Here is a 25,116-nt window from a genome sequence, read left to right on the forward strand (position 1 = left end):
GCTACATTCCTGACACTCCACAAAATCAAATCAACGCTGAACTACGGCTGTTGTGGGAGATTTTTCAGGGTCTGAAAAGTTGTGTAGATACCTATGGCCATCGGAGGCAAGCCTCCTCCCACATTGGATCGGCGTCGTCTGGAGCAGCGGGTTCGCAATACAGGTAAACTCCCCTCCTTTTCATCTTCTCCACGGAGTTCGCCTTGCGTCTGTTTCACACCTCCGACTGGCACCTGGGCCAAAACCTCCACGGCCAGGAACGCGACTTCGAACACGCCTGCTTCCTCGAGTGGCTGCTGCGCCAGATCGCGGCCCAGCACCCCGATGCGCTGTTGATCGCCGGCGATATCTTCGACACGGTCAACCCGCCGCTCAAGGCCCAGGAGCGTCTGTACGATTTCATCATCAGCGCCCACGAACAAAATCCGAAACTGACCATTGTGATGATCGCCGGCAACCACGACTCCGGCTCGCGGATCGAGCTGCCCGCGCCGTTGATGCGACGCCTGCGCACCCATGCGCTGGGCCGCGTGCTGTGGCTGGACGACGGCCAGTTGGACGCCGAACGCCTGCTGATTCCCCTGCCGGATGCCAAGGGCAAGGTCGCCGCGTGGTGCCTGGCGCTGCCGTTCCTGCGCCCGGCGGAAGTCACCGGTGCCCACCTGGGTGACGACTACCTGCACGGTATCGGCCAGGTCCATGAGTGGCTGATCGCGGCGGCCAACGCCAAACGCAAGAAAGGCCAGGCGTTGATTGCCATCAGCCATGCGCACATGGCCGGCGGTTCGGTATCGGAAGATTCCGAGCGCAGCCTGATCATCGGCAATGCCGAGGCGCTGCCGGCCAAACTGTTCGACAAAAGTGTCGGCTATGTTGCCCTCGGGCATTTGCACAAGCCGCAGAAGGTCAATGGCGAGGAGCGCATTCGCTACAGCGGCTCGCCGATACCGCTGTCGTTTTCCGAAATTGGCTATAAGCACCAGATTCTCGATGTGACGTTCCAGGGCGAACGACTGGTCAGCGTCGAACCGCTGCTGATTCCCCGCTCGGTCAACCTGCAACGCCTGGAAGCCGCGCCCCTGGCGGACATCCTCAAGGCCCTGGAGGCGCTGCCCGACATCGACCTGCTCGCTGAAACCCAGCGCCACCCCTGGCTGGAAGTGCGCGTACGCCTCGACGAACCGCAACCGGACCTGCGCCAACAGATCGAAACCGCCCTGCAAGGCAAGGCCGTGCGCCTGGTGCGCATCGCCGCCGAATACGCCGGCCAAGGCCGTCGAGACGACAGCAACGAAGACGCACTGATCGAACTCGACCAGCTCACGCCCCAGGAATTGTTCAGCCGTGCCTGGCAGGACAGCTACGGCAGTGAAGTGGATGAACAGACCTTGAAGGATTTCGCCGTGCTGCTCCAGGAAGTGCAACAGGCAGGTGAACAGCCATGAAGATTCTTGCCATCCGCCTGAAAAACCTCGCCTCCCTGGCCGGCCCGTTCGAGATCGACTTTACTGCCGAGCCCCTGGCCAGTGCCGGGCTGTTCGCGATTACCGGGCCGACCGGCGCCGGTAAAAGCACCCTGCTCGATGCCCTGTGCCTGGCGCTGTTTGGCGCCGTGCCACGCCTGGGCGATACCGGCCAGGCCAAGATGCCGGATGCCGACAGCGATATCTCCATCGGCGATCCACGCACCCTGATCCGGCGCGGCACCGGTGGCGGCTATGCCGAAGTGGACTTTGTCGGTGTCAGCGGCCGTCGCTACCGTGCACGCTGGGAAGCCAATCGCGCCCGCGACAAGGCCAGCGGCAAATTGCAGAACAGTCGGCAGAGCCTGATCGACCTGGACAGCGACCAACTGCTGGCCAGCCAGAAGACCGAATACAAGACCCAGCTGGAATTGGCCCTGGGCCTGAACTTCGAGCAGTTCACCCGCGCGGTGTTGCTGGCGCAAAGCGAGTTCAGCGCCTTCCTCAAGGCCAACGACAACGAACGCAGCGAACTGCTCGAAAAGCTCACCGACACCGCGCTGTACACCCAGCTCGGCCGCCGCGCATTCGACAAGGCCAAGGAGGCCAAGGATACGCACAAACACCTGCAGGACCAGGCCACCGGCGTGGTGCCCCTGGCCCCCGAGACGCGCGCCGAACTGGACCGGCAATTCGACGCGGCCCAGCAACAGCTCAAGACCCAACAGGCGCAGCTCAAGCAATTGGAGTTACAGCACACCTGGCTCAAGGAACTGCGCGAATGGCAGGACCGCCAGCGCAGTGCCACCGAGCAGCTCCAGCGCGCGCAAGCGGAGTGGGACAACCAGGCCACGCAACGCCAGGACCTGAGCCGCCTCGACCAACTGGCACCGCAACGTCATCAGTTTGCGCGCAGGGCGGAACTCCTCACCTTACTGACGCCCCTGGCCGCGCAGATTCAACAACACACCGAGCAACAGGCTGAACTGCAGACCCGTCAGGCGCAACTGCAACAACAGCAGACCGCCGCCCAGACGGCGCTGGTTGACGCGCAGCAGCAACAAACTGCCGCCGCGCCCCTGCTACGCCAAGCCTTCGATGCGCAAAACACCCTCGCCCACCTGACCGAGAGCCTGGGCAAATTTGCGTCTGAAAAACACTTGGCGCAAACCGCCTGCACTGAAGGTCAAGCCAACTTGAATGGCTTGCTCGACAAGCAAAAACAAGTCGACGAGCGCCTGCAACGCCTCGCCATCGAACTGGAACGCAGCAGCGCCCTCGCGCCGTTGAGCGATGCCTGGAACGCCTACCGCGATCGCTTGCAACAGTTGATGCTGATCGGTAATCGCCTGAAAAAAGGCCAGGCCGAACTGCCACACCTTGAACAGCGTGCTACCAGCGCCGCAGAAAAATTTGCCCAGCAACGCGAAGCGCTCGACCTGCTGTATCAAGAAGCCGGCGCCGAACCCCATGCCGTGGCCGAACAGGTGCAACTGCTGGCCAGTCTGTTGCAGGACAATCGCAAGCAGCAGCGCGCCTTCGAAGACCTGTCACGCCTGTGGGACAGCCAGCAGCAACTGGAGCAGCAAGCCGTTGCCCTCACGCAAAAGCTCGCCGACGCCGCCCAGCAACGCGACCAACTGAACCAGACCGGCCTGCAAACCAAGGCCGAGCTGGCGGTGGCTGAACAGACCCTGACGGTGACCAAGCAACTCTTGGAGCGCCAGCGCCTGGCGCGCAGTGCCAGCGTCGAGGAATTGCGCGAACAATTGCAGGACGGCCAGCCCTGCCCGGTGTGCGGGAGCCATGAACACCCGTACCACCAGCCCGAAGCCCTGCTGCACAGCCTCGGGCGCCACGACCACAACGAAGAGGCCACGGCGCAGAAAGCGGTCGATACCCTCAAGGAAAAACTCACCGAACTGCGCGGTGAAGTCGGCGGCCTGATCGCCCAGCAAAAAGAATTCCTGCAACAACAGGAACACCTGGTCACCCAACAGCAGGCGCTCCAGCCCAGCCTGGACGCGCACCCGCTGGCGGCCTCGCTGTTCAACCAGGAACAAAGCAAACGCAGCCATTGGTTGGCCCAGCAACTCAGCCAACTGACCCAAAGCATCACCCAGGACGAACAGCGCCAGGCCGCCCTGCTCAACCTGCAGCAAAACGCCGGGCGCTTGCAGCAACAACTGCAGGCCGCCCAGGACGCGAGCCAGCAGGCGCGCCAATTGCTGGTGGACCAGCAGCGCGAGCTGTCCAACGACCGCGAGCGCCTCGACGAAGAACTCAACGCCTTCGCCAGCCTGCTCCCCGCCGACACCCTGGAAGGCCTGCGCAGCGACCCGGCCGTGACCTTTATGCAGTTGGACCAGCAGGTCAGCCAACGCCTTGAACAACTGGGCCATCAGAAGGATGAGCTGGCCGAGCAGCAGGAGCGCCAGCAGGCCATCGAGAAAGAGCACACGCACCAGCAGCATCGCCAACAGCAACTCGAGGCACTGAACCAGCAATTTACCGAGCTGGCCGCGCAGCAGCAGGCCGCCCAGGAAAAACTCACTGCCCTGCTGGGCGAACACCCCAGCGCCGAACACTGGCAACAGCAACTGGAACACGCCGTGGTGCAGGCACGCCAGAGCGAGACGGACGCCAACCAGCGGTTGCAGGACATCCGCAACCAACTGATCCAACTGGCCGCCGACCTCAAGGCCCAGCAGGAGCGCGAGCAAGCTTTCGAAGCCGAACAGCAAAGCCTCGATGCCCGCACCACCGAATGGCGCGCCCTGCACCCCGAGCTGGATGACGAGGGCCTGGCGCGTCTATTGGCGTTCGATGACACACACATCGCCACGTTGCGCGAGCATCTGCACAGCAGCGAAAAAGCCGTCGAGCAAGCCAAGGTATTGCTGCAGGAACGCGAACAACGCCTCGCCGAACACCAGGCCCTGCACAACGGCAACCTGGACGCCGACCAACTCGACGGCGCCCTGGCTGCGCTCAATCAACACTTGGCCGACGGCGAAAAACACTGCGCCGAACTGCGCGCGCGCCAGTCCGAAGACCAGCGTCGCCAGGACGCCAACAGTGCCCTGGCCGAACAGATCGCCAAGGCCTATGACGAGTGGCAACGCTGGGCACGCCTGAACGCACTGATCGGCTCGGCCACCGGCGACACCTTCCGCAAGATCGCCCAGGCCTACAACCTCGACCTGCTGGTGCACCATGCCAACGTGCAACTGCGCCAACTGGTGCGCCGCTACCGTCTCAAGCGCGGCGGCAGCATGTTGGGCCTGCTGGTGATGGACACGGAAATGGGCGATGAACTGCGCTCGGTGCATTCGTTGTCCGGCGGCGAGACGTTCCTGGTGTCCCTGGCCTTGGCCTTGGGCCTGGCGTCGATGGCGTCCAGCACCTTGAAGATCGAATCGCTGTTTATCGACGAAGGCTTTGGCAGCCTCGACCCCGAGTCCCTGCAATTGGCCATGGACGCCCTCGACGGCTTGCAGGCCCAGGGGCGCAAGGTGGCGGTGATCTCCCACGTGCAGGAAATGCACGAACGCATCCCGGTGCAGATCCAGGTCAAGCGCCAGGGCAATGGCCTGAGCACCCTGGAGGTCAAGTGAGCGAGGCGCTGCTGTATTCGTTCCGGCGCTGCCCCTATGCGATGCGCGCACGCCTGGCGCTGCGCTACTCGGGGGTGGCGGTGCGGATTGTCGAGGTGAGCCTCAAGGCCAAGCCGGCCGAGATGCTGGCACTGTCGCCCAAGGGCACGGTGCCGGTGCTGGTGGTGGATGGCGTGGTGATCGACGAGAGCCTGGCGATCATGCAATGGGCCTTGGCCCGGCATGATCCGGATAACTGGTTATTGCAGGGGGATCCAGCGGTACTTGAGCTGATCGCCGAGAACGATTCAACCTTTAAACATCACTTGAATCGATACAAGTACCCCGAACGCTATCCCGAGCAGCCGGTGGAACACTATCGAGCCGAAGGCGAGGTGTTCTTGCAGAAGCTCGAGGGGTTGCTGGCCACTCGCGCCTATCTGCTGGCCGACCACCCTGGCCTGGCGGACATGGCGCTTGCGCCGTTTATACGGCAGTTTGCCCATGTGGACCGCGAATGGTTTGCCGGTACGCCGTACAAAGCGTTGCAACGCTGGTTGGAAGACTTCCTGCAATCGCCCCTGTTTATCGGCGTGATGGCGAAGGCTTAGCCTTCGATCAGACTCAACAATCGCTCGCGAGCGATCTCCGGTTCGCCGTCCGTCAACTGCACGGATGACAGGATCGGGGTGGAATAAAGGGCGAGGATAAGTGCGGCGAGTCGAAGTGCCATGCTGTCGATTCCATGAAAGAGCGCGTCAATATTTAAGCGTCAATTTAAACATATGGCAATGCGCCATTACCTTATTTTTTTCTTCGACAGCCGCACAAACGCCAAACCACTCGAACGCGCGTTTACGTTCCAGTGGTTTGGCGTCTGCTTGTGTGCAGGGTCAATCAGCGCTCATTGCTGGGTCTTGTGATCCAGGGCGGCGTAGAAGTTGGCGCTTTGTTGCAGGTATTTCTGGGTGTAGGCGCTGGTGCTGGATTTTTTGCCGCTGACTTCCACGCTGGCGGCGGCGGGCAGGGCCACGGTGGCGGAAACGGCGGAGGCGGCGATGACGGAGAAGAGATTCAAGTTCATGTCGGTAACCCTTGTGTTCGTTCGGTTGGGTGGCCGGGGAAGGCCTTGGGACCCAACTTACGCCCGAGGGTTGAACCTTAGAAATGCTTTGAAACAGTAGCCGCTATTAATACAATTAATACTAAGGATCAGGCCCCGCATGGCGGGGCCTGTGGCTTATTGACGCACCAGGAACTTGAGGTCGCTGGGGGCATCGATCGGCAATTTCTGCACGGTTTTACCCAGCAGGCCGGTCTTGGGGTCACGTTCGACCACCACGATTTCGTTGCTCTTCTGGTTGGCGATCAGCAGGAACTTGCCGCTCGGATCAAGGCTGAACTCCCGCGGGTGGTCGCCTTCGACGCTGCGGCGCTGCAGCTCCTTGAGGTGGGCGGTGGCCGGGTCCACGCCAAATACGATGATCTGGTTGGCGGTGCCGCGATTGCTCACGTACAGGAACTTGCCATCGCTGGAGGCATGCAGTGCGGCGCCGGCCTTGTCGGATACCGGTTGGCCGGCGGCGAAGTCCACCAATTGCGTCTGACTGAGCTTGCCATCGGCGTAATCGAACACCGCGACCTGGGCGCTCATCTCGGTGGTCAGCCAGGCATGCTTGCCATCGGCGCTGAACAACAGGTGACGCGGGCCGCTGCCCGGTGGCAGTGGCACAAAGGCCGGATCGGCCGGGGTCAGCGGCAGCTCGTGGTTGGCCTTGGGGTCGTAGCGATAGGCGAACAGCTTGTCCGCGCCCAGGTCCTGCACAAACACGTACTTGCCGTCCGGCGACGACACCACCGAATGCACATGGTTGGAGGCCTGACGCTCAGGGTTCACGCGACTGGCCGGGTGTGCACTCAACTGCACCGGTGCTGACAGCTTGCCCTCGGCATCCACCGGCAGCACCGCCAGGCTGCCGCCCGGATCTTCCAGCACCGAATAGTTGGCGACAAACAGGTAGCGCCCATCCGCCGCGACGCTGGAATGGGTCGGCTCGTTGCCCAGGCTCTGCACCTGATTGACCAGGGTGAGCTGATGATTCTTCGGGTCGATGCGGTAGCTGCTGACGCGGCCGACCGGGTCTTGCTGGCCCGGGCCGTTTTCATTGACCACAAACAGGTGCTTCTGGTCTTTGGAGACTGTCAGCCACGAAGGGTTGGCGGACTTCGCCGCCAGTACCGGCTTGCCTTGGAACTGCCCGGTGCGGCTGTCGAATTGCAGGCGATAAATGCCGTCGCTGGAGCCGGCGGTGTAGCTGCCCACCAGCAACTCATAGGTGTCCGCCGGTGCAGCCTGCACCGACATCGCACCCACACTGCCAGCCATCAGCAGCGGCCAGAATTTACGCATCATCATGCTCGTCTTCCTCGTCGTTATTGTTGCCGGTGAAGGCGGCCATGCACACCAGGCGGTGCTCGCCCGAATCACCGGTGAGGGTCCAGCTTTGCAAGGCGTCATCAAAGGTCGCGGCCTCTATTTGCGCCAGGCTGAACGTCCAGCGTTTCTCGGCCCGACCGTCCATGCTCTTGATCAGTAGCTGTTGATCGTCGAGCGTGAAATCAAAGGCATGCAGCCCATCGATTTCGAGCATGTCGCTGGTGTGGAGTTCAGTAAGCAGGGAGGCGGCAGTCATCAGGCTCATTCATCGCTGGAAAAAACGCTGATGATAGGCCAATCCGGCGATGCCGTCGTGCCGCGATAGCGGGCTACCGCACGGCAGCGGCCGGCGCTTGCCATTCTGGGGGCGAACTCCCCCACAGAATGGAATCTCCTATGCCAGACACTTCAAACGCCCCGCCGGCGGGGCCGCTGTACTTCGCACACCGCAGCAACACCCCGGCCCTGGCGGTCGCCCAGCAGTTCGCCACACGCCCGACGTTACGCCAGGTGGTCGAACGGCACCTGCACGAGCGCCTGCAGGAACAGTTCCCGGCGCTGCCCCTGGACCTGGCCACCCTCAAGCTGGCCACCCCCAACCAGCGGCGCGGCTGGGACCTCAGGCGCTTGACCGATGTGGTCCTCGAACACCTGGGCAATGGCACGGCCCTGAACCTGACCCAGGTGGTCGACCAACGCCGCTGCTTCCTGTCCCAGCGCCCGCCCTCACGCTTGACCTATGAGGCCAATGGCCCCCGCGAGCCGGACATGGCGGTGATCGAACGACTGATCCTGGACCTGGCCTTCACCCTGCCCATCGCTTTTCAACAAGCCCTGGCCACCTATTGGAACGGCGCTGCCGACACCGGCACCAGCCGCTGGCAATGGCTTGGCGATCTACTCGCGGACACCCTCAAAAGCAGCGCCAGCCTGCTGCCCGCCGGCACGCCTCGGAACATGCTGGACAGCGTGACCCGCCAGCCTGACCGGCGTGAACGCCAGACCGGGGCCAATGGTTTTGTGCATGCTTACTGCCTGGAAGCCTGTGTGAGCCGGCAGGGCCGTGAAGCCCGCCTGCTGAGCAGCGACCTGCTGTTGGTACAAGGCCACCAGGCCTTGCTGTGCCAGGCGTCGGGCAGCGTCGAGCCATTCGCCTCACTGGAAGTCTTCACCCAGGCCTGGGGCCAGCGCCTGAGCCAGCGGTTGCAGGTCGACAAGGTGGTGGTCAGACGCTACGAGCCCGATGGCAATCTCTTCGATACCCAGGCCGCCCTGTTGCTCAACCAGCAACTGGATGACCTCGAAGCCATCGCCCTGCCCGCCTCCGACGGCGTGCGCAGCCTGGAGCAGCGTTTTGCCTTGGCGACAGACCCCAGCGCCGTCTTTGTCGCTGCGCCGGCGCCCGACCCGACACATCAGGACGCCATCCAGACGGCGTTGCCCGCCTGGCTGCAGAGCGCCAATGCCCAGCAGCGTTTCGCCTATCGCCAAGGGCTGTTGGAACAGGCCCGCCTGCAACGCCAGCAGGCCGGGGCGTCGTTCCTGGACGGGGTCGAGAGCCTGCCGGCCTTTGCCTCCCGCACCCTGCGCGAGCAGATGCGCCGCGACCACCCCGACTCCACCGTGGAGCCGGACAACCTGCGGCTGACCTTCCACGTCCCGGTGGGTGACTTGCACGGCGGTTACCTGGCACCGGTGACCCTGGGCCTGACCGAGCTGGCCATCAAGAACCTCGCCGCCGCGCCGCACGGCCGCATGACCTTGCAGGACACGTCCGGGGCCGCCCTCCCGGCCTGGCTGACCGAGGACTATATCCTCGGGGAAAAAGGCCTGTTCCACAGCACGCCCGGCCTGATCCGCCAAGTGGATATCGGCCGGCGCTACCCGCAACAGCTGCGCGACCTGCTGCTGGGCGACAACCCGCAGGTACGCCGGCGTGAGACGCTGTTCGGCCAGGCGCTGACCGTGCAACTGCCGCGCCAGGCCCTGGAACTGGCGATTCGCGGGCAACAGGGCTTCAGCTTCCTGGGGTATCGCTACGTCAAGGCCGTGCTGCACGCCAGCGCGGCGGGGCGCGTGGTCGACACCCTCGACATCGTGATGCGCCCGCTGGCCTTCGCCCGCAAGCCCGGGGCCGTGCCGGATATCGTCGGCAACATGTTTATCATCGACCCCCGTGACATCGACGCCGGGCCGTCGATTCTCTATCGCCCGCTGTACTCTGACGCGTTGCAGCAATTCGCCAGCCGTGCGGCCCTGTTCGACGCCATCGCCCAGCCCGGTGCACTGCAAGACAGCGTGCTGGCCTGGATGAGCGACAAGGCCCGGCCGATCTACAGCCACGGCGGCTTCCGCAGCCCGCATATCCTGCGCTTCGGCCAGGGCGACGACACGGTGCAGTGGCCGGCGCCGCCGCCCGCGCAGTTAGTACAGGAGTTCAATGGCAGCGAAGTCGAGGGTTCCCTGGCCCAATGCCTGGCCACCGGCAACCTGACCCAGTACCTCTACGGCAGCAACGCCCGGGCGCTGGTGGACCTGGCGGACCGCGACTCGGTGTCCAATGCCGAAAGCCGTTGGGCGGTGTTGCTCGAAGGTGGCTGGTTGTTGTTCAACGCCCTGCTCTTGCCGCTGCTGCGCGGGCCGGCGATGGTCGCCGGCTGGATGGTGCAACTGGCGGTCAGCCTCCAGCACGATATGGCCGCCCTGCAAGGCGACGATGCCGCCGCCCGCGAGCTGGCCTGGGTCGACGTGCTGCTCAATATAGGCCTGATTCTCCTGCACATGGGCACCCGGCAACACCCGACCATCGAGTTACCCTCGGAGCCCGCCTTGCCGGCCACCCTCGCGGCCCTGCAGCGCCCGACAGGCCTTGCGCCACACCCGACCACACCGGTGGAACTGGGGCCGGTGGGCCTGCCCGCAGAGCCGCCGGCCGGCGACCGGACCCTGGTCGACTTCGTGCATTCCAACGCCCGCGACGCCAGCCGTCGACGCCTGCTCGATGCCCTGCGGGAGCTGCAGGTGCCATGGCCGGTGCCAGTGCCTGAGCCGCTGGACGCCGGCATGTTCAAAGGGCTGTACCGCATCGACCAGCAATGGCATGCCTCGGTGGCCGGCTTGCTGTTTCGGGTCGCCATCGTGCCGGAATTCGGCGAAGTGACGCTTATCCACCCGCAAAAACCGCAACATCCGGGGTTTGCACTGGCACGCAATGCCCATGGCCAATGGGGCCTGGACCTGGGCCTGAAACTGCGCGGCGGCGGGCCGAAAAACCGCCTCAAGGCCAAGCTGGCGCACATCGACCAGCAACGCACCCAAGCGTCGGAGGAGATCAATCGCATCAGTGATGAGGTCAGCGGCCTGATCAAACGCCTGCAGCCTATCGACCAGGTACTGGATGCCGCCCGCCTGAAGTTCGAGCAGGCCCACAATGCCTTGGGCCTGGCCCGCAACCGCTTGCGCGGCGCACCTGACGACCCGGCACGGGTGGCCGAGCACCTGGCCAGCGTCGCCCAGCGCTCCCGGGCCAGGGCCGGGTTCCAGGTATTTCAGGAGCGCTTCGACCTGGCCGCCGCCGAGTTGCTGCAACAGCGGCGCGCCTTGATCGAGGCCTACGCGCGGATGAAAGCCGTGGACAGTCGCTTCGACTATGAAGGGCAATGCGTGGAGCAATACCAGTCGATCCTGGCCACCGATGAAATTCGCGTCAGCCAGTTGTCGTCCCTGTACCTGGCCACGTTTGTGTCCGAGCAGGGCGAATCGCTGATCGAGTTGCAAGGCAGCGCCCAGGATGTGCAGGCGCTGCGCTATGTCAACGACCTGCTGGAAACCAACTTTGCCGTGTCCGAGCGCCATGCCCAGGCGATGATTGCCATCGAGGACACCCTGGAGGCGATGGCCGCACGTTTGAAAACCGGCGCGGCCCAGCGCCTGAATTACCTCAACGGGCATCCCAAGCGCCGGTTCTACAACCGCCTCAATGCCACCCTCGAATCCCTGGATGTCCTCACCGAGTTGAGCATCGACCAGACAGTCCCGGCCACCACCCCCCCGGAGCAGTATTTCCTCGCGCGCCATGAGCACCTGCAATCTTCCCTGTCTCCCCTGGAAGACTCACACCTGGACCTGCTGACCACCGAGGGTTTCACCACGGCCGAGCGCAAGGAAGTACTGACCAACCTGGTCAGGCATTACAACCGGCGCCTGCAGATCTACCAGAGCCTGCGGGAACTCGACTCACCCCTGGCGCACCCACGATATATGCCGCTGCTGATCGAACGCTTGAACACTGTGCGCGACAGCGCCGAGGCCGACCTGGCCGCGCTGCTGCGCGAAGATGAATTCCTGCCGCCGCAACCGGGCGCCTTCAAACCGGTGCGGACCCCATCAAGAACCAAACGGGTGTTCAAGTCGCGGGACAAAGGCGCCTTGGTCGGCGACCTGGAGCCGGCGCAGAGTGACCAGCCCTTCCCCACCATCGTGACCCGCAACCCCATTACCCAGCAGGTCAGCGGGCGTTTCATGGAGCACCCCAACGAGGGTTGGGTGGAGATTGTCGAGGCCAGGCCCAGCCGCCCTGCCGAGCCACCCCAGGCTCCGGCGCTCTCTACACTGCGCGCCCAGGCGCAACGGTTGCTGGAAGAGGTGCCGGCCATCGAACGCTCCATCGAGTTCCAGAAAAGGAAACTCGGCGATCCCACCCGTCGCGACGACCTCAATCCGCGTGACTGGCACGACATGCTCGTGCACCAGGCCGAGCGCCTCGACAGCGTCGCCGCCGAGTTGTCCAGCCACGCGGCCGACAAGCCGGACGTACTCCAGACCGTCGAGCGCCTGCGCCTGCGTGCCGACGAGTTGCGCACCCAAGGCCGCCAGCATTGCATCGAGGGCTACAAGGCCCAACGCCCGCGCCAGGAAAACATCGAATTCCTGCGCGCCCACGCCGCCGTCGACATCGGCCTGGTCCACGGCCCGCAACGCACCGCCGCCAAGGACTATGTGTCGGAGTTCGCCGTGCGCGAGAAAAACCGCCTCACGGTGCTGTGGTATGCGCACTTTCACTACAGCCAGGCCGACAGCCCGCCGGGCGCTTATACAGCGGCGCATCTCAAGCGCCCCGAACAGCGTTTTGTCACCCTCAAGGACCTGATCGCCCAGGCCGGGGCAGACAACCGAAGCATCGTGCGCGACCTGTATAACCCGATCACCGCACCGTTGGATCAGCGCCTGTTCCTCAGTCTGCTGCCCGCCTGAAATCTCGCCATGAATGGCATCGCATTGCCAAAAGGATGTTTATGCAAATTCCTCATTCTATTGCCCACGCCGTCAGCGCTCGCTTCGCTGATCGACCGACACTGGACAGCGTGATTCGTCAGCAACTCGCCACGGCCATCGGTGCCAGATACCCCAGCCTTAGCCTGGACCTGAGCCGCACACGCCTGGCCAGGCCACAACGCCGAGGCTGGCTGCTGCAGCCCTTTATGCCGGTGGTCCACGACGCCCTGGCCAGTGGTGTGGCGTTGAACTTCAGCGACGTGAACGGCTCGCCCTGGTACCTCTCGGACGAGCCACCCAAGCGCCTGAAGTTGCCCGGTGTGACCGGGGAAAAACTCGATATGCAGGTCATCGCGACGCTGGTCGACGAACTGCCACGCATCCTGCCCATCGCCCTGCAAAATGCGCTGACCGAATACTGGGATAGCGGCCCCTGGCGCTGGCTGGCAGGCGTATTGAGAGACACCCTGCGCATCAGTGCCCTGAGCCAGGCCAGTCTGGACCCAGCGGCCAGGGCGACCCTCGAGCAGTTGCTCGAGAGGCCTGACCGCGAGGCGCGCATCGCACGTCATGGTGCGAATGCCGTGATTGCGTACAGCCTGGAAGCCACCCTCACAACCGCCGAACGCAGCGTGACCCTGATCGGGCCGCAGTTGGCTCTGGTCCGTGCCTTCAACGGCAAGGTTTCGGTGCTGCTGTGCAGCCCGGAACACACCGTCGAGACGTTCGAGAACATGGACGCACTGATCCAGGCCTACGGCCAACAATTGAGCCGCCGGTACCAGGTCGATGACATCTTGATTCAACGCTACGAGCCCGACGGCGATCCCTTCGAGCACCAGGCGTCGATGATCCTCAATCGCCAAGTCGAAGACCTGGGCAACCTGCGCCTGCCCACCGGCCAACCCTTCAGCACCTGGCAGACGCTGTACGCCGACATCACCGACCCGGGGCGTTTTTTGCGCGACACCCCGGCCCCAGCCCTGGACACCTTGCGCCAGCACCTGCCGGCCTGGCTGCGCGACGCCGCTGCCGACGACCAGGCCACGTACAGGCGCTATACCCTGGCCCTCGCCGGGGCCAAACGGCGCGCGGCGGGGCGTACTGCCTTCAGCGACATCGACGACCTGCACACCTACACCGTCAATGCACTGTTGCAAGCCTTGCAGCAGGATGCGGTGACCCTGGGCAAGTCGGCGCTCCCTCCCCCCTCCGTTGCCGCCCTGCATCCCGATGACCTGCAACTGACCTTCGCCATCGCCGCCGGCTATCCAGGCACCACCGGGATCATCCGGCATGAACGCATGAGCCTGACCGACCTGGCCATCGACAACTTGTCCAGCCGCCCCAGCGGCAGCGTGACCCTCACCCACCGGCTTGGTCTGCCATTACCGGCCTGGCTGACCACCGACTACCTGATGAGTGCCGACGGCCCGGTGGCACGCGTGGACATCGGCCAGCACTACCCGCGCCTGCTGGAAACCCATTTACTGGGTGAAAGCGCCGAGGCACGCCAGCGTGAAACCCTGTTCGCCGAACAACAGGCCGTGCAGCTGCCCTTGCTGGCGTTGGAATTGAACCTGAAGCAGCAGGCAGGCCTGAGCGCCACCGGCGCGCGCCTGGTGGCGGCACTGATGGACCCCGATGCGGCCAACCAGAAGATCGACCAACGCACCGTGGTGATCCGCCACCTGGCGCTGCTGCCGGCGCCCGGCGTGCAACCGGACACGGTCACCGCCATGTACTTGATCGAGGCCGAGGACATCGGCGTCGGCCCCCACGTGTTGTACCGCCCGCTGTATGCCGAGGCACTCCAGGAATTTGCCAGCCGCGAGGCCCTGTTCGAGGCCATCGCCGAACCCGGCCCCCTGCAGGACAGCGTATTGACCTGGCTGAGCGACAAAGCCCGGCCCATCTATGCCAATGGCGGGTTCCACGAGCCCCATTCGCTGCGCTTTGGCCAGGGCGATGAATTTGCCCCCTTGAGTAAACCGGCGCCGGCCACGCTGTCCGCCGATGGCATCAATGACGAGCTGCAACAATGCCGGGTGACCGGGCGCCTGATGAGCTACTTGTACAGCGACCACGCGCGGGCCCTGGTGGAGCAGGCCAATCGTGAATCGGTGTCCAACAGCGAAGGCCGCTGGCAGGTGCTGCGCGAAGGCAGCAGCTTGTTGTTCGGTAACCTGTTGCTGCCACTGCTGCGTGGGCCGGCCATGCTGACCGGCTGGCTGTGGGGCCTGATGGCCAGCCTGGACCAGGACATCCCGGCGCTGGCCTCCCAAGACCCGCAAACCCGAGAACTGGCGACCGTCGACCTGCTGCTCAACCTCGGCTTGCTGTTGCTTGAGGCCGTTCCCGTGGTGATCGCCGCACCCTCTGCGCTGGAGGTAGGGCTCAAGGACGAAGCATTGCCCGAGCCCCTGGCCCCGTGGATCGCCGAGCAGTGGCCGCTGCCGCCACCGCCCAGGATCCGTGAAGGCGCGGTCATCCTGCCCGGCGCGCCAGCGCAGATGGGCAAAACCCTACTGGACTTGAGTTTTACCCAGGCACGCCAGCGTCTGACCACGATCCAGCGCAGCCGCCTGGCCAGCTTCCGCGCGCCTCGCCCGACGCCCCTGCCCCAGCCGGTATTGAACGGGCCACGTCGCGGGCTCTACCTGGTGGAGAACACCTGGTATGCCCTGGTGGAGGACGAGTGGCTGCAGGTGGCCCTGGAGCCGGAGGGCGATATCCGTGTGGTGATGCCTGGCGACGCGACGCTCCACGGCCCCTGCTTGCGCAGCGACAGCAACGGGACGTGGTCGGTCGACACGCGGCTGCGCCTGCGTGGCGGTATGCCGCCCAAACGGATTGCCGCCGAACGCCAGCGCCAGGCGCAGCGCATCAGCGAACTCAAGCTCAGTTTCCAACAGTTCATCCAGGGCCAGGCGGCCCAGCAGAGTCGGATCGACATTATCCTGGGGGTGATGACCAGAACCGCCGAGGACCCACGTTTCAGCGAAGCGCAACGGGCCGACAGTCGCCAACGCTTCGATACGGCGCTGCTGGAACAGACACAGGCTTACCAGCAACAACTGGACAGCCTGCAAGAGCGCAGCGCGCTGGGGATTGCCTTGCCGCCTCAGTCGGTGGCGAGCTTATTGGAAAATATCGTCAACAACGCGCGCAAACATGTGGTGGTGGCCGAAAAAGACCGCACAGCGCTTTACCGCAACAACAGTCGCTTCACCGTCAAGGGAGCACGCCTGGCCGAAGCGATGCTGACCGACTTCGCGGCTTACCGCGAGTTCATCCGCGTAATGATTGCCATCAATGAACGCTCGGTTCACTGGCTCGAACGGCGTGACCGCTATCTCGACCAGTTGTTCAGCCTCGGCGACGCCGGGGTTGAATACTACAAGCGCCTGACCTGGGAACGCCCGCAGGAAATCAGTGCCTTGGCCGTCAAGGACCTGCTGATGCGCAACTATGAACTGATGACCCATAAACACCCTGATCACCCCTTGGTGGGCGTGCTGATCGATATCCTCGAACCGCTTCAGGAGCACTTGCGTACCCACAGTGACCTGAACGACCTGGAACTGTCGGCGGAGGAACGCATCAGCGTGCTGGAAAGCCTGGTGGAGCATTATGGTCGGGGCCTGGACTCATTGCAGGGGGTTGGCATCGTCAACGCCGATGAGCTCGACGGCGATTATTTCCCCAAGCTGGTCACGCTGGTGAGGGAACTGTACCAGGAGGCCGCCAGGCAACTGGCCAGCGAAATCAAGCCGATTGCCCAGCCCGCCCGGCGCCCGAGCCGGCGCAGCCCGACGGCCGTGGGTCGACCGCAGAAAAAAGTCATACGCACGCCCAAAAAAGGCACCTTTATCGGCGAAGTCAAACCCCTGGGCACCCTGGAAACCGTCGAGGTCCGCTCGGAAGTCACGGGCGAGGTGCTGGGGACCTATGCGCAACGGGGCGAACAATGGATCCAGTTCAAGGAGTCGGCACCGCCACCCGCCGCGCCGGCTCCCCGCAGCCTGAGCCTAATCAAGGGAGAAGCCCGCAAGCTGCTGGCCATGCTGGAAGAACACCTCAAGCGCGGCGATCAATACAAGAAAATCTCCAGGCATCCGGAAGAGGTCCAGGAGGTGCTGCAACATGAGTCGGTACGCTACGACAAATTGGCCAACGAACTGTACCGGGCCATCCAGGCCCAACCAGCCGAGGCCCGTACATCCGCAGACCAGACGCTGGAGCGCGACATGCGCCAGGCCGCGGTGCGCTTGAATGAGCGTGGCCTGGCGCTGCGCATTCAGCTGTGCCTGGAATTACCGCCCACCCACGGCAACCTGGAATTCCTGATCGAACAAAAGCGCGCGAACATGGCGCTGCTGGGCGAGCGTATCCAGCTCAGCGGCGACCGGCGTGACTTTGTCCAGGAATACGCGGTCAACGACCAGGGTGGCTACCCCTTGTGGTACGCCCATTTCCATTACCCGGCGGCTGACACGCCCAAGCAGAACTACACCGCCGCACACCTGAAAATCCGCGAGCAACGCCGGGTGAGTTACTACTCGCAGCTGGCCAGGGCGCAAAGTCCCCAGGCGGTGGTGGATGTGCATCGCGGGCTGATCGGCAAGGCGCTGGCGGAGCGTTGGTTCCTGCCGCTGGCCTCCTGAAAAACTGTGGTGAGCCCGCTTGCAGTGCCGAGCGGGCTTTCTGTGGCGAGCCCGCTCACCGTAACGGGCATGGAGATTGTTTTTTACCCAGGCTTTAGTGGGCAAACAACGAGTTGCCCTTCTGCCCCGCCAGCTTCTCGGGCTTGATCAGGAAACGCGCGAGTGCCGGCAGCAGCCACAGTGCACCGAACATGTTCCACAGCAGCATGAAGGTCAGCATCAGGCCCATGTCGGCCTGGAACTTGATGGCCGAGAAGATCCAGGTGCACACGCCGATCGCCAGGCACAAACCGGTGAACAGCACGGCTTTACCGGTGGACTTGAGCGTCTGGTAATAGGCTTCCTGCAACGGCAGGCCCGCGCGCAGGAAGCTTTCCAGGCGGCTGTAGATGTAGATGCCGTAGTCCACGCCGATCCCCACGCCCAGGGCCACCACCGGCAAGGTCGCGACCTTGACGCCGATACCCATGAACGCCATCAGCGCGTTGCCCAGCACCGAGGTCAGCACCAGCGGCAGCACGATGCACAGGGTTGCCGCCCAGGAGCGGAAGGTGATCATGCACATGGTCGCCACGCACAGGTACACCAGAATCAGGATGGTCAGTTCCGACTCCTTGATCACCTCGTTGGTGGCCGCTTCGATCCCGGCGTTACCGGCGGCGAGGATGAATTCCAGGCCGTCCTTGTTGTTCTCCCTGGCGAAGTCCTGCACCGCATGCACCGCACGGTCGAGGGTTTCGGCCTTGTGGTCGTTGAGGAACACCAGCACCGGCGCCAGCGAGCAATTGTTGTTGTACAGGCCGTCGGCGCGGGCGATGGAGTTGTTCAGCACATCGGGGTTACGCGAGAGCGTTTCCCATTTCAGGTTGCCCTCGTTCATACCCTTGATCATCTGCTTGGACACGGTCACCAGCGAGATCGCCGACTGCACCCCCTCGGTGTTCTGCATCTTCCACATCAACTGGTCGATGGGCGCCATGGCTTCATAGCGCGAGCAGCCTTCGGCCTTGGTCTTGACCATCACCACCAGCACGTCGGAGCTGGTGGAATAGTTGCTGATGATGAAGTTGTTGTCCTTGTTGTAGCGCGAATCCGGGCGCAATTCCGGCGCGCCCTGGTCGAGGTCGCCAATCTTCAGGTTCTGGCTGTACCAGAGGCCGCCACCAAAGGCGACCAGCGCGAGCAGGACTGAGACCGGCGCGACTTTGGGGCTGGCAAATTTCGACAGCAGGCGCCAGAACGGATGTTCGCGGTGCGCGTCCTTCTTGCTCCGGGCGATGGCACGCTTGCTGATACCCGCATAGGAAATCGCCACCGGCAGCAGGATCAGGTTGGTGAACACGATCACCGCCACGCCGATGGACGCGCCGATGGCCAGTTCGCGGATCACGCCGATATCGATGATCAGCAGCGTGATAAAGCCCACGGCGTCCGCGAGGATCGCGATCATCCCCGGCAGGAACAGTTGCCGGAAGGTACGCCGCGCGGCGGTCAGCGCGTTGTCCGCCTCGCTGGATTGCAGGGCGATACCGTTGATCTTCTGCACGCCGTGGGAAATCCCGATGGCGAAAATCAGGAACGGCACCAGCATCGAATACGGGTCCAGCCCGAAGCCGAAGAAGTGCATCAGGCCCAGTTGCCAGACCACCGCCACCAGTGTGGTGCTTAACACCGCGACGGTGCTGCGCAGGCAGTTGGTGAACCACAGCAATAGAACCAGGGTGATGACAAACGCAACACCGAAGAACAGCACCACCATCACCAGGCCGTCGATCAGGTCGCCGACCTTCTTGGCGAAGCCGACGATGTGGATCTTGACGTTGGGGTTCTGGGCTTCGAACTTGTCGCGGATCTTGTCTTCGAGTTCATGGGAAAACTTGCGGTAATCCAGGGCCAGCAACTTGCCTTGGTCCTGCGGGTCCGGGTAAGACTCCAGCAGCGGGATATCGACGATGCTCGATTTGAAATCGTTGGCCACCAGACGCCCGACCTGGCCGGACTTAAGCACGTTGTTGCGCAGTTGATCGAGGCTTTGCGCCGAGCCGTTGTAGCTCTGCGGGATCACTTCACCGCCGGCAAAGCCTTCTTCGGTGACTTCGGTCCAGCGTACGCTGGGGCTCCACAGCGACTTGAGGCCCGAACGATCGACGCCCGAGATGTAGAACACCTCGTCATTGATCTGGCGCAGGGTCTCCATGTACTCCTTCGTGAAGATGTCACCGTCCTTGGCCTCCACCGAGATACGCACCGTGTTGCCCAGGTTGGCCAGGTCGTTGCGGTGTTCCATCATCTTTTCGATGAAGGGGTGCTTGAGGGGGATCATCTTTTCAAAGCTGGTGGACGGGCGAATCAACGTCGCCTGCCAGAACAGGAAAATGCTCACCAGCAGGCAGATCACGATGACTGCCGGGCGGTTGTTGAAGATCAGGCGCTCAAGAAAGGTCGCTTTATCGTTGTGATGACTGCTCATGCGTTCCCCGCCTTCTTATTGTTTTGTCGGTTCGGCGCCAGTGGGTGTGGCGACGCGAACACCACCCTGCCCGACCAGAATCAAGTTGCCATTGCCTGCCGCCGTGACGGCCGACAATGAAATACGGTCGGGGCGATTGAACACGCTGAAGGTCTGGCCGTCGTCATGGCTGACCACCACGCTGCCGCCGTTGCCGACCACCACCAGCGAACCGTCTTCGAGCAAGGTGGCCCCCGACAGGCCGAACTCCAGGGCGCCGCGTGCGGCATTGAGTTCGACCTGTTCCCAGGTGCTGCCGAAATCCGTGGAGCGGTAAAGATTGCCGCGCAAGCCGTAGGCCAGCAGGGTTTGGGGTTGTGCGGTGCTGATCACGCCAAACAGCGAACCCTCGTAGGGGCCTTCGAGTTTTTCCCAGGTCTGGCCGTCGTCGCTGGAGCGGAACATGCTGCCCTGCTCGCCGACGATAAACAGGCCGGCGTCCTTGATCCGGGCGATGGCGTTGAGGTGAAACTGGTCTTCATTGTCGAGGCGGTCGCTGACGTCTTCCCAGGTCTTGCCGCCGTCGGTGGTTTCGATCAGCGCCCCGTAGGCGCCCACGGCCAGGCCGTGGTGGGCATCGTTGAACCACACATCGAGCAACGGCGCTTCACGCTTGAGGTCTTGATACTGCTGGGTCCAGGTGGCACCGCCGTCGGTGCTGGCGAGGATTTGCGCATCATGGCCGACCGCCCAGCCCTGCTTGTCATCGACGAAATACACCGCCGTGAGCAGTTGCCGGGTGGGGACCTTGGCTTGGGTCCAGGTGCTGCCCTGGTCATCGGAATAGAGGATGTGCCCGCGATCACCGACCGCCACCAGGCGCTTGCCGGCATGCACGACATCGATCATCAGGCCCTTGGCGGCCTTGGGGGATTCAATCGCAAAAGAGGTATCGCTGGCGGCCTGGACGACAGTCGGCAACGCGACAGTCCCAAACAGCGAGAGCGCTGCGGCCAGCAACGCAACCCTGCGTGCGGCGCGTGGGCGGCAAACAACCCAACCCATGACAGGCTCACTCATAGACCTTTCTCCCATTTATTATTGTTAGGTCGTCTCGCCTTCCCGGGCCCTGAAACCTGCAATCTAGAGCGCCTGGAGGAAGCAGGGGCCATCCTATCGGGCTTTCGAATCGTCTGACAATCGGTGCTACGTTATCTTTTGTTAACTGACGGCGTTTGGCCATGCCTGAATAGGCGGGTATCAGCCAGGCTGATTAATGAATTTTTATTCCATCTATTGAAATATGGGAATTTTTATTCCATTAATAGCCTTCCTGAAAACAATAATCCAAAGGACCACGGCTATGCGTGAACTCGGAATCGGCTTGATCGGCACAGGCTTCATGGGCCGCGCCCATGCACTGGCCTTCAACAATGCCCGGGCGGTATTTGAACTGCCGGTACACCTCAAGCTGGCCGCCCTGGCCGATGCCGACACCGAACGCGCCCAGCGCTGTGCCACGGCCTGGGGGTTTGCCCAGGCCCACGGCGACTGGCAGGCGCTGATCGACGACCCCGCCGTGGATGTGGTGGCCATCACCACGCCGAACCACCTGCACTTTCCCATGGCGATGGCGGCCATTGCAGCGGGCAAGGCGGTGTACTGCGAAAAACCCCTGGCGGTCAGCCTGGAGCAAGCCGATGCCATGCGCCAGGCCGCCCGCGAAGCCGGGGTGGTAACGCGGGTCGGCTACAACTACCAGCACAACCCGATGATCGGCCTGGCGCGGCAACTGATTGCCGAGGGTGACCTCGGCGACATCATCAGCTTCCAGGGCGAGTTCAGCGAAGACTTCATGGCCGACCCGGCGTCACCGTGGTCGTGGCGCTGTGAAGTGGAGCATGCCGGTGGCGCCCTGGCGGACCTGGGCAGCCACTTGCTGTCGATGGCGCGCTACCTGGTGGGCGATGTGACCGGCGTGTGTGCCGACACCCAGACCGTCCACGCCCAACGCCCGGCCGTCAAAGGCAGCGCCGAGCAGAAAGCCATCGCCGTGGATGACCAGGTGCACGCCCTGCTGCGCTTCGCCAACGGTGCGCGCGGCACGGTGAGCAGCAGTTGGCTCAAGCACGGTTACAAGAACCACCTGAGTTTCGAGATCAGCGGCACCAAGGGCACCTTGGCGTTCGATCAGGAGCGCTTGAATGAACTGCGCCTGTGCCGTGTCGGCCAGGACGGTTTCCAGCGTTTGCTGGCAGGTCCTGCGCTGCCCGGCTACGCGGCGTTCAGCCCGGCGGCGGGGCATCAACTGGGGTACAACGAGCTGAAGACCCTGGAGGTGCAGGAGTTAATCATGGCCGTGGCGGGGCAAGGCGCGGATGGCACTGATTTTGAAGCGGCGTGGGAGGTGGAGCGGTTGGCGAAGGCGATTCGTGTGGCGGCCCGTGAAGAGCGCTGGGTCAACCTAAACTCGCTCTGAAGCGCAATGCAAAACCCTTGTGGGAGGGGCAAGCCCCCTCCCAACTTTCAGATCACCTGCACACCTCTCAATCAGCGGAAGTGAAGCCTGTCGAGCATTTCGGGACGCCTGAGGAGTTCCTTTGCCAGCCAGGCCTGGCGACCGAAGTAGGGATGCCTGGTAACGGTCCAGTTGGCAACTTCATGCAGTTTTTCGAGGCTGAGGTGGATGGGCCACTGCGGGTCCTTGAACAGATCGACATCACGCATCAGCTCTCGGGCCAACTCTTTGTCATTCTGGTTTTTAAACATCGTGATGTTGAGGTTGTTTCGATCGATCAGGCTATCCAGCCCGCCGGTGATATGGTGACGGTCCATATCATCGACCAGGTCTCCACGCCTCATCAGTTCCCGTGCCAGGCGGATATTCTGGTCTTTGTCATAATCGCCGGTCAGCGGTTTGCCGGCCATATTCTTCAGGCCGTCCTTGGTGATGATCCCATGGGGTGCCTTGAAGTCATCGAACCTGTCGAGCAGCATGCGTGATAGGTCCGCATTGCTCTTGCTACCGAAACCGTAGCAGGGCCTGCAGGGGAACGGGTCGGGCCTTGGAGGGCGCTGGGCGCCAAAGCAGTGGCGGACGAACTGCTTGAAATTGCGCATAACCCCCAGGGGCCAATAACCTGCTTTGATCTGCTGTGCACGGTCACGCGCCTCGAAGCCGGCGATATCCGCGTTCGCGTAAAACGCCGCCGACCGCGGGGTGTCACTCGACTGAAAGCTGATTGAGGCGCTCTTTTGCGGAGTTGCGGACGAATTCGCCGTTGGTTTTGGGGAAGAGCTATTGCCCTGATCCACCTCCGAGTCCAGGCGTGAGGAAGTAACAGGTTTATCAAGAGCAGGCGCCAACATCGTTTGATGTCTCCAGTCCGGTTTGGCCAAAAAGTGTTCACCTGCCTGTCCAGCGTCGCACCAGGACGCAGATACACAGCGATAACGCTGGGTTGCAAGTAGTCCTTATGTGGCAAGCCTGTCCGAATCAGTTCCTGCTTCTCTAGCGCAAGGCTCGACGCAGCACTTTACCCACCGTCGTTTTAGGCAACTCGGTACTGCGAAACTCCACATACCTGGGCACCTTGTAGCCCGTCAGGTATTCGCGGCAATGGGCGAGAAGCTGCTCCTGGGTCAGGTTCGGGTCCTTGCGCACCACGATGATCTTGACCTTCTCCCCCGTTACGCCGTCTTCCACGCCGATGGCCGCCACTTCGCCCACGCCCGGGTGCAGCGCCACCACGTCTTCGATTTCATTGGGGTACACGTTGAAGCCCGAGACCAGGATCATGTCTTTCTTGCGGTCCACCAGGCGGATATAGCCGCGTTCGTCCATCACGCCGATATCACCGGTCGACAGCCACCCCTCGGCATCCAGCACCTCGGCGGTTTCCTTCGGCCGCTGCCAGTACCCCTGCATCACCTGTGGGCCGCGCACCTGCAGTTCGCCTTGCTCGCCGATATCGGCCAGCTCGCCGTCTTCACGCATAAACCGCACCCAGGTCGACGGCAACGGCACGCCGATGCTGCCGGTGAATTCCATTTCGCGCATGCGCGCAATATCGATCGGGCTGATGCTCACCACCGGCGAGCATTCGGTAAGGCCGTAGCCTTCGATGATCGGCAGCCCGGTGACGTCCTTCCAGCGCTTGGCCACCGCCGTGTGCGTGGCCATGCCGCCGGCGATCACCATGCGCAGGTCGGAGAAGTCCCGGGCGCAGAACTCCTTATTCTCCAGCAAGCCGTTGAACAGCGTATTGACCCCGGCAATGCCATTGAAGCGCTCCTTGCGCAGGATCATCTGCACCCGTTTCACATCCCGCGGGTTGGCGATAAGGATGTTGCGCCCGCCCAGGCACATGAACATCAGGCAGTTCACCGTCAGGGAAAAGATGTGGTACAGCGGCAGCAGGGTGACGTTGGTTTCCTGCTTGTCCTGGTCCAGTTGGTCGCCGACCCAGGCCTTGGCCTGCAGCAAGTTGGCAATGATATTGCGATGGCTGAGCATCACGCCCTTGGCATCCCCGGTGGTGCCGCCGGTGTATTGCAGGAAGGCCAGGTCGTCGAGGTGCATGTCCACCGGGAAGTGGTTGAGCGCGCGGCCCTGTTTCAACACCTGGTTGAAACGCACCGAGCCCCTCAGGTTGAACGCCGGCACCTGCTTTTGCACGCGACGCAGGATGAAGTTCATCGCCGCGCCCTTGAAGCTGCCAAGCAGATCACCGATGGCGGCCACCACCACGCGCTTGATGCTGCTGCCGGCGATGACTTTTTCCAGGGTGTGGGCGAAGTTTTCGAAGATCACCACGGTTTCGGCGCCGCTGTCCTTGAGCAAGTGCTTGAGCTCATGGGCGGTGTACAACGGGTTGACGTTGACCACCACCGCGCCGGCCAGGATCGTGCCCAGCAGGCAGATCGGGTACTGCAGACAGTTGGGCATCATCAGCGCCACGCGGTCGCCCTTCTGTACACCCTGGCCCTGCAGCCAGGCGGCGAACGCAATGCCTTGCACCTGCCAGTCGGCGTAGGTCATTTCGGTGCCGATGCTGACGTAGGCGACCCGCTCGCGAAACTTTTCCAGGTGCTCCAGGAACACCTCGCGCAACGACGGGTAATCCTCGATACCGGCATCGATGTCCGCCGGGACGCCGGGCAGGTAAGCGTTCAACCAGACCCGTTCGGTGTATTCCAGGCTGATAGCGTTCATGGCAGTCTCCTTATT

At 63.0% G+C, this 25,116-nt stretch carries 14 protein-coding genes; 6 read left to right on the forward strand and 8 right to left on the reverse strand.

From position 1 onward, the window contains the following. Nucleotides 1-203: 203 nt before the first annotated feature. Genes BM416_RS02915 through BM416_RS02925 form a run of 3 tightly spaced genes read left to right on the forward strand, consistent with a single transcriptional unit; the run spans nt 204 to nt 5,670 of the window. Nucleotides 204-1,445 (forward strand): exonuclease SbcCD subunit D C-terminal domain-containing protein, encoded by a 1,242-nt coding sequence (locus BM416_RS02915; RefSeq protein ID WP_092485178.1) that lies wholly within the window; start codon nt 204-206, stop codon nt 1,443-1,445. After that, nucleotides 1,442-5,080, forward strand: coding sequence for an AAA family ATPase (locus BM416_RS02920; protein WP_092485181.1), 3,639 nt, complete (start codon nt 1,442-1,444; stop codon nt 5,078-5,080). The genes BM416_RS02915 and BM416_RS02920 overlap by 4 nt, the downstream gene beginning before the upstream one ends. After that, a complete protein-coding gene (locus BM416_RS02925) occupies nt 5,077-5,670 on the forward strand; it encodes a glutathione S-transferase (RefSeq protein ID WP_092485183.1) in 594 nt (197 codons plus the stop codon). Before BM416_RS02920 ends, BM416_RS02925 begins: the two co-directional genes overlap by 4 nt. On the opposite strand, the gene BM416_RS30750 is transcribed toward BM416_RS02925, so the two are convergent. From BM416_RS30750 to BM416_RS02940, 4 genes are all read right to left on the reverse strand, one after another. Continuing rightward, nucleotides 5,667-5,792, reverse strand: coding sequence for a hypothetical protein (locus tag BM416_RS30750; RefSeq protein ID WP_256097795.1), 126 nt, complete (start codon nt 5,790-5,792; stop codon nt 5,667-5,669). The two genes, BM416_RS02925 and BM416_RS30750, sit on opposite strands and share 4 nt — an antisense overlap. A gap of 171 nt (nt 5,793-5,963) precedes the next feature. Then, entirely contained in the window at nt 5,964-6,143 is a 180-nt protein-coding gene (locus tag BM416_RS02930) for a hypothetical protein (protein ID WP_027608577.1), read from the reverse strand. Between the two features lie 156 nt (nt 6,144-6,299). After that, nucleotides 6,300-7,475: a lactonase family protein gene (locus tag BM416_RS02935; protein ID WP_092485186.1), complete on the reverse strand. Its 1,176-nt coding sequence runs from the start codon at nt 7,473-7,475 to the stop codon at nt 6,300-6,302. Next, a complete protein-coding gene (locus BM416_RS02940; protein ID WP_092485189.1) occupies nt 7,462-7,752 on the reverse strand; it encodes a DUF5629 family protein in 291 nt (96 codons plus the stop codon). Before BM416_RS02940 ends, BM416_RS02935 begins: the two co-directional genes overlap by 14 nt. A gap of 140 nt (nt 7,753-7,892) precedes the next feature. On the opposite strand from BM416_RS02940, the gene BM416_RS02945 reads away from it, so the two are divergent. Continuing rightward, entirely contained in the window at nt 7,893-12,749 is a 4,857-nt protein-coding gene (locus BM416_RS02945) for a coiled-coil domain-containing protein (protein WP_092485192.1), read from the forward strand. Between the two features lie 41 nt (nt 12,750-12,790). Next, nucleotides 12,791-17,437, forward strand: coding sequence for a dermonecrotic toxin domain-containing protein (locus BM416_RS02950; protein ID WP_092485195.1), 4,647 nt, complete (start codon nt 12,791-12,793; stop codon nt 17,435-17,437). A 94-nt stretch (nt 17,438-17,531) separates the two neighbouring features. Here BM416_RS02950 and BM416_RS02955 read toward each other — a convergent pair whose 3' ends face one another. Then, on the reverse strand, nt 17,532-19,907 hold the full coding sequence (locus BM416_RS02955) for an efflux RND transporter permease subunit (protein ID WP_092485198.1): 2,376 nt from the start codon (nt 19,905-19,907) through the stop codon (nt 17,532-17,534). A 15-nt stretch (nt 19,908-19,922) separates the two neighbouring features. Further along, a complete protein-coding gene (locus BM416_RS02960) occupies nt 19,923-20,951 on the reverse strand; it encodes a WD40/YVTN/BNR-like repeat-containing protein (RefSeq protein WP_174562745.1) in 1,029 nt (342 codons plus the stop codon). Nucleotides 20,952-21,249: 298 nt separating this feature from the next. Here BM416_RS02960 and BM416_RS02965 point away from each other — a divergent pair, with 298 nt between their 5' ends. Beyond that, entirely contained in the window at nt 21,250-22,365 is a 1,116-nt protein-coding gene (locus BM416_RS02965; RefSeq protein ID WP_092485201.1) for a Gfo/Idh/MocA family protein, read from the forward strand. A gap of 71 nt (nt 22,366-22,436) precedes the next feature. Here the strand turns inward: BM416_RS02965 and BM416_RS30300 are convergent, their stop codons facing one another. Further along, nucleotides 22,437-23,255, reverse strand: coding sequence for a hypothetical protein (locus tag BM416_RS30300; RefSeq protein WP_139237729.1), 819 nt, complete (start codon nt 23,253-23,255; stop codon nt 22,437-22,439). A 142-nt stretch (nt 23,256-23,397) separates the two neighbouring features. Further along, nucleotides 23,398-25,101: an AMP-binding protein gene (locus BM416_RS02975; protein WP_092485207.1), complete on the reverse strand. Its 1,704-nt coding sequence runs from the start codon at nt 25,099-25,101 to the stop codon at nt 23,398-23,400. Between the last annotated feature and the right edge of the window lie 15 nt (nt 25,102-25,116).

Origin of the sequence: Pseudomonas sp. NFACC42-2 (assembly GCF_900116055.1) — a bacterium.
Taxonomy (GTDB): Bacteria; Pseudomonadota; Gammaproteobacteria; order Pseudomonadales; family Pseudomonadaceae; genus Aquipseudomonas; species Aquipseudomonas marginalis.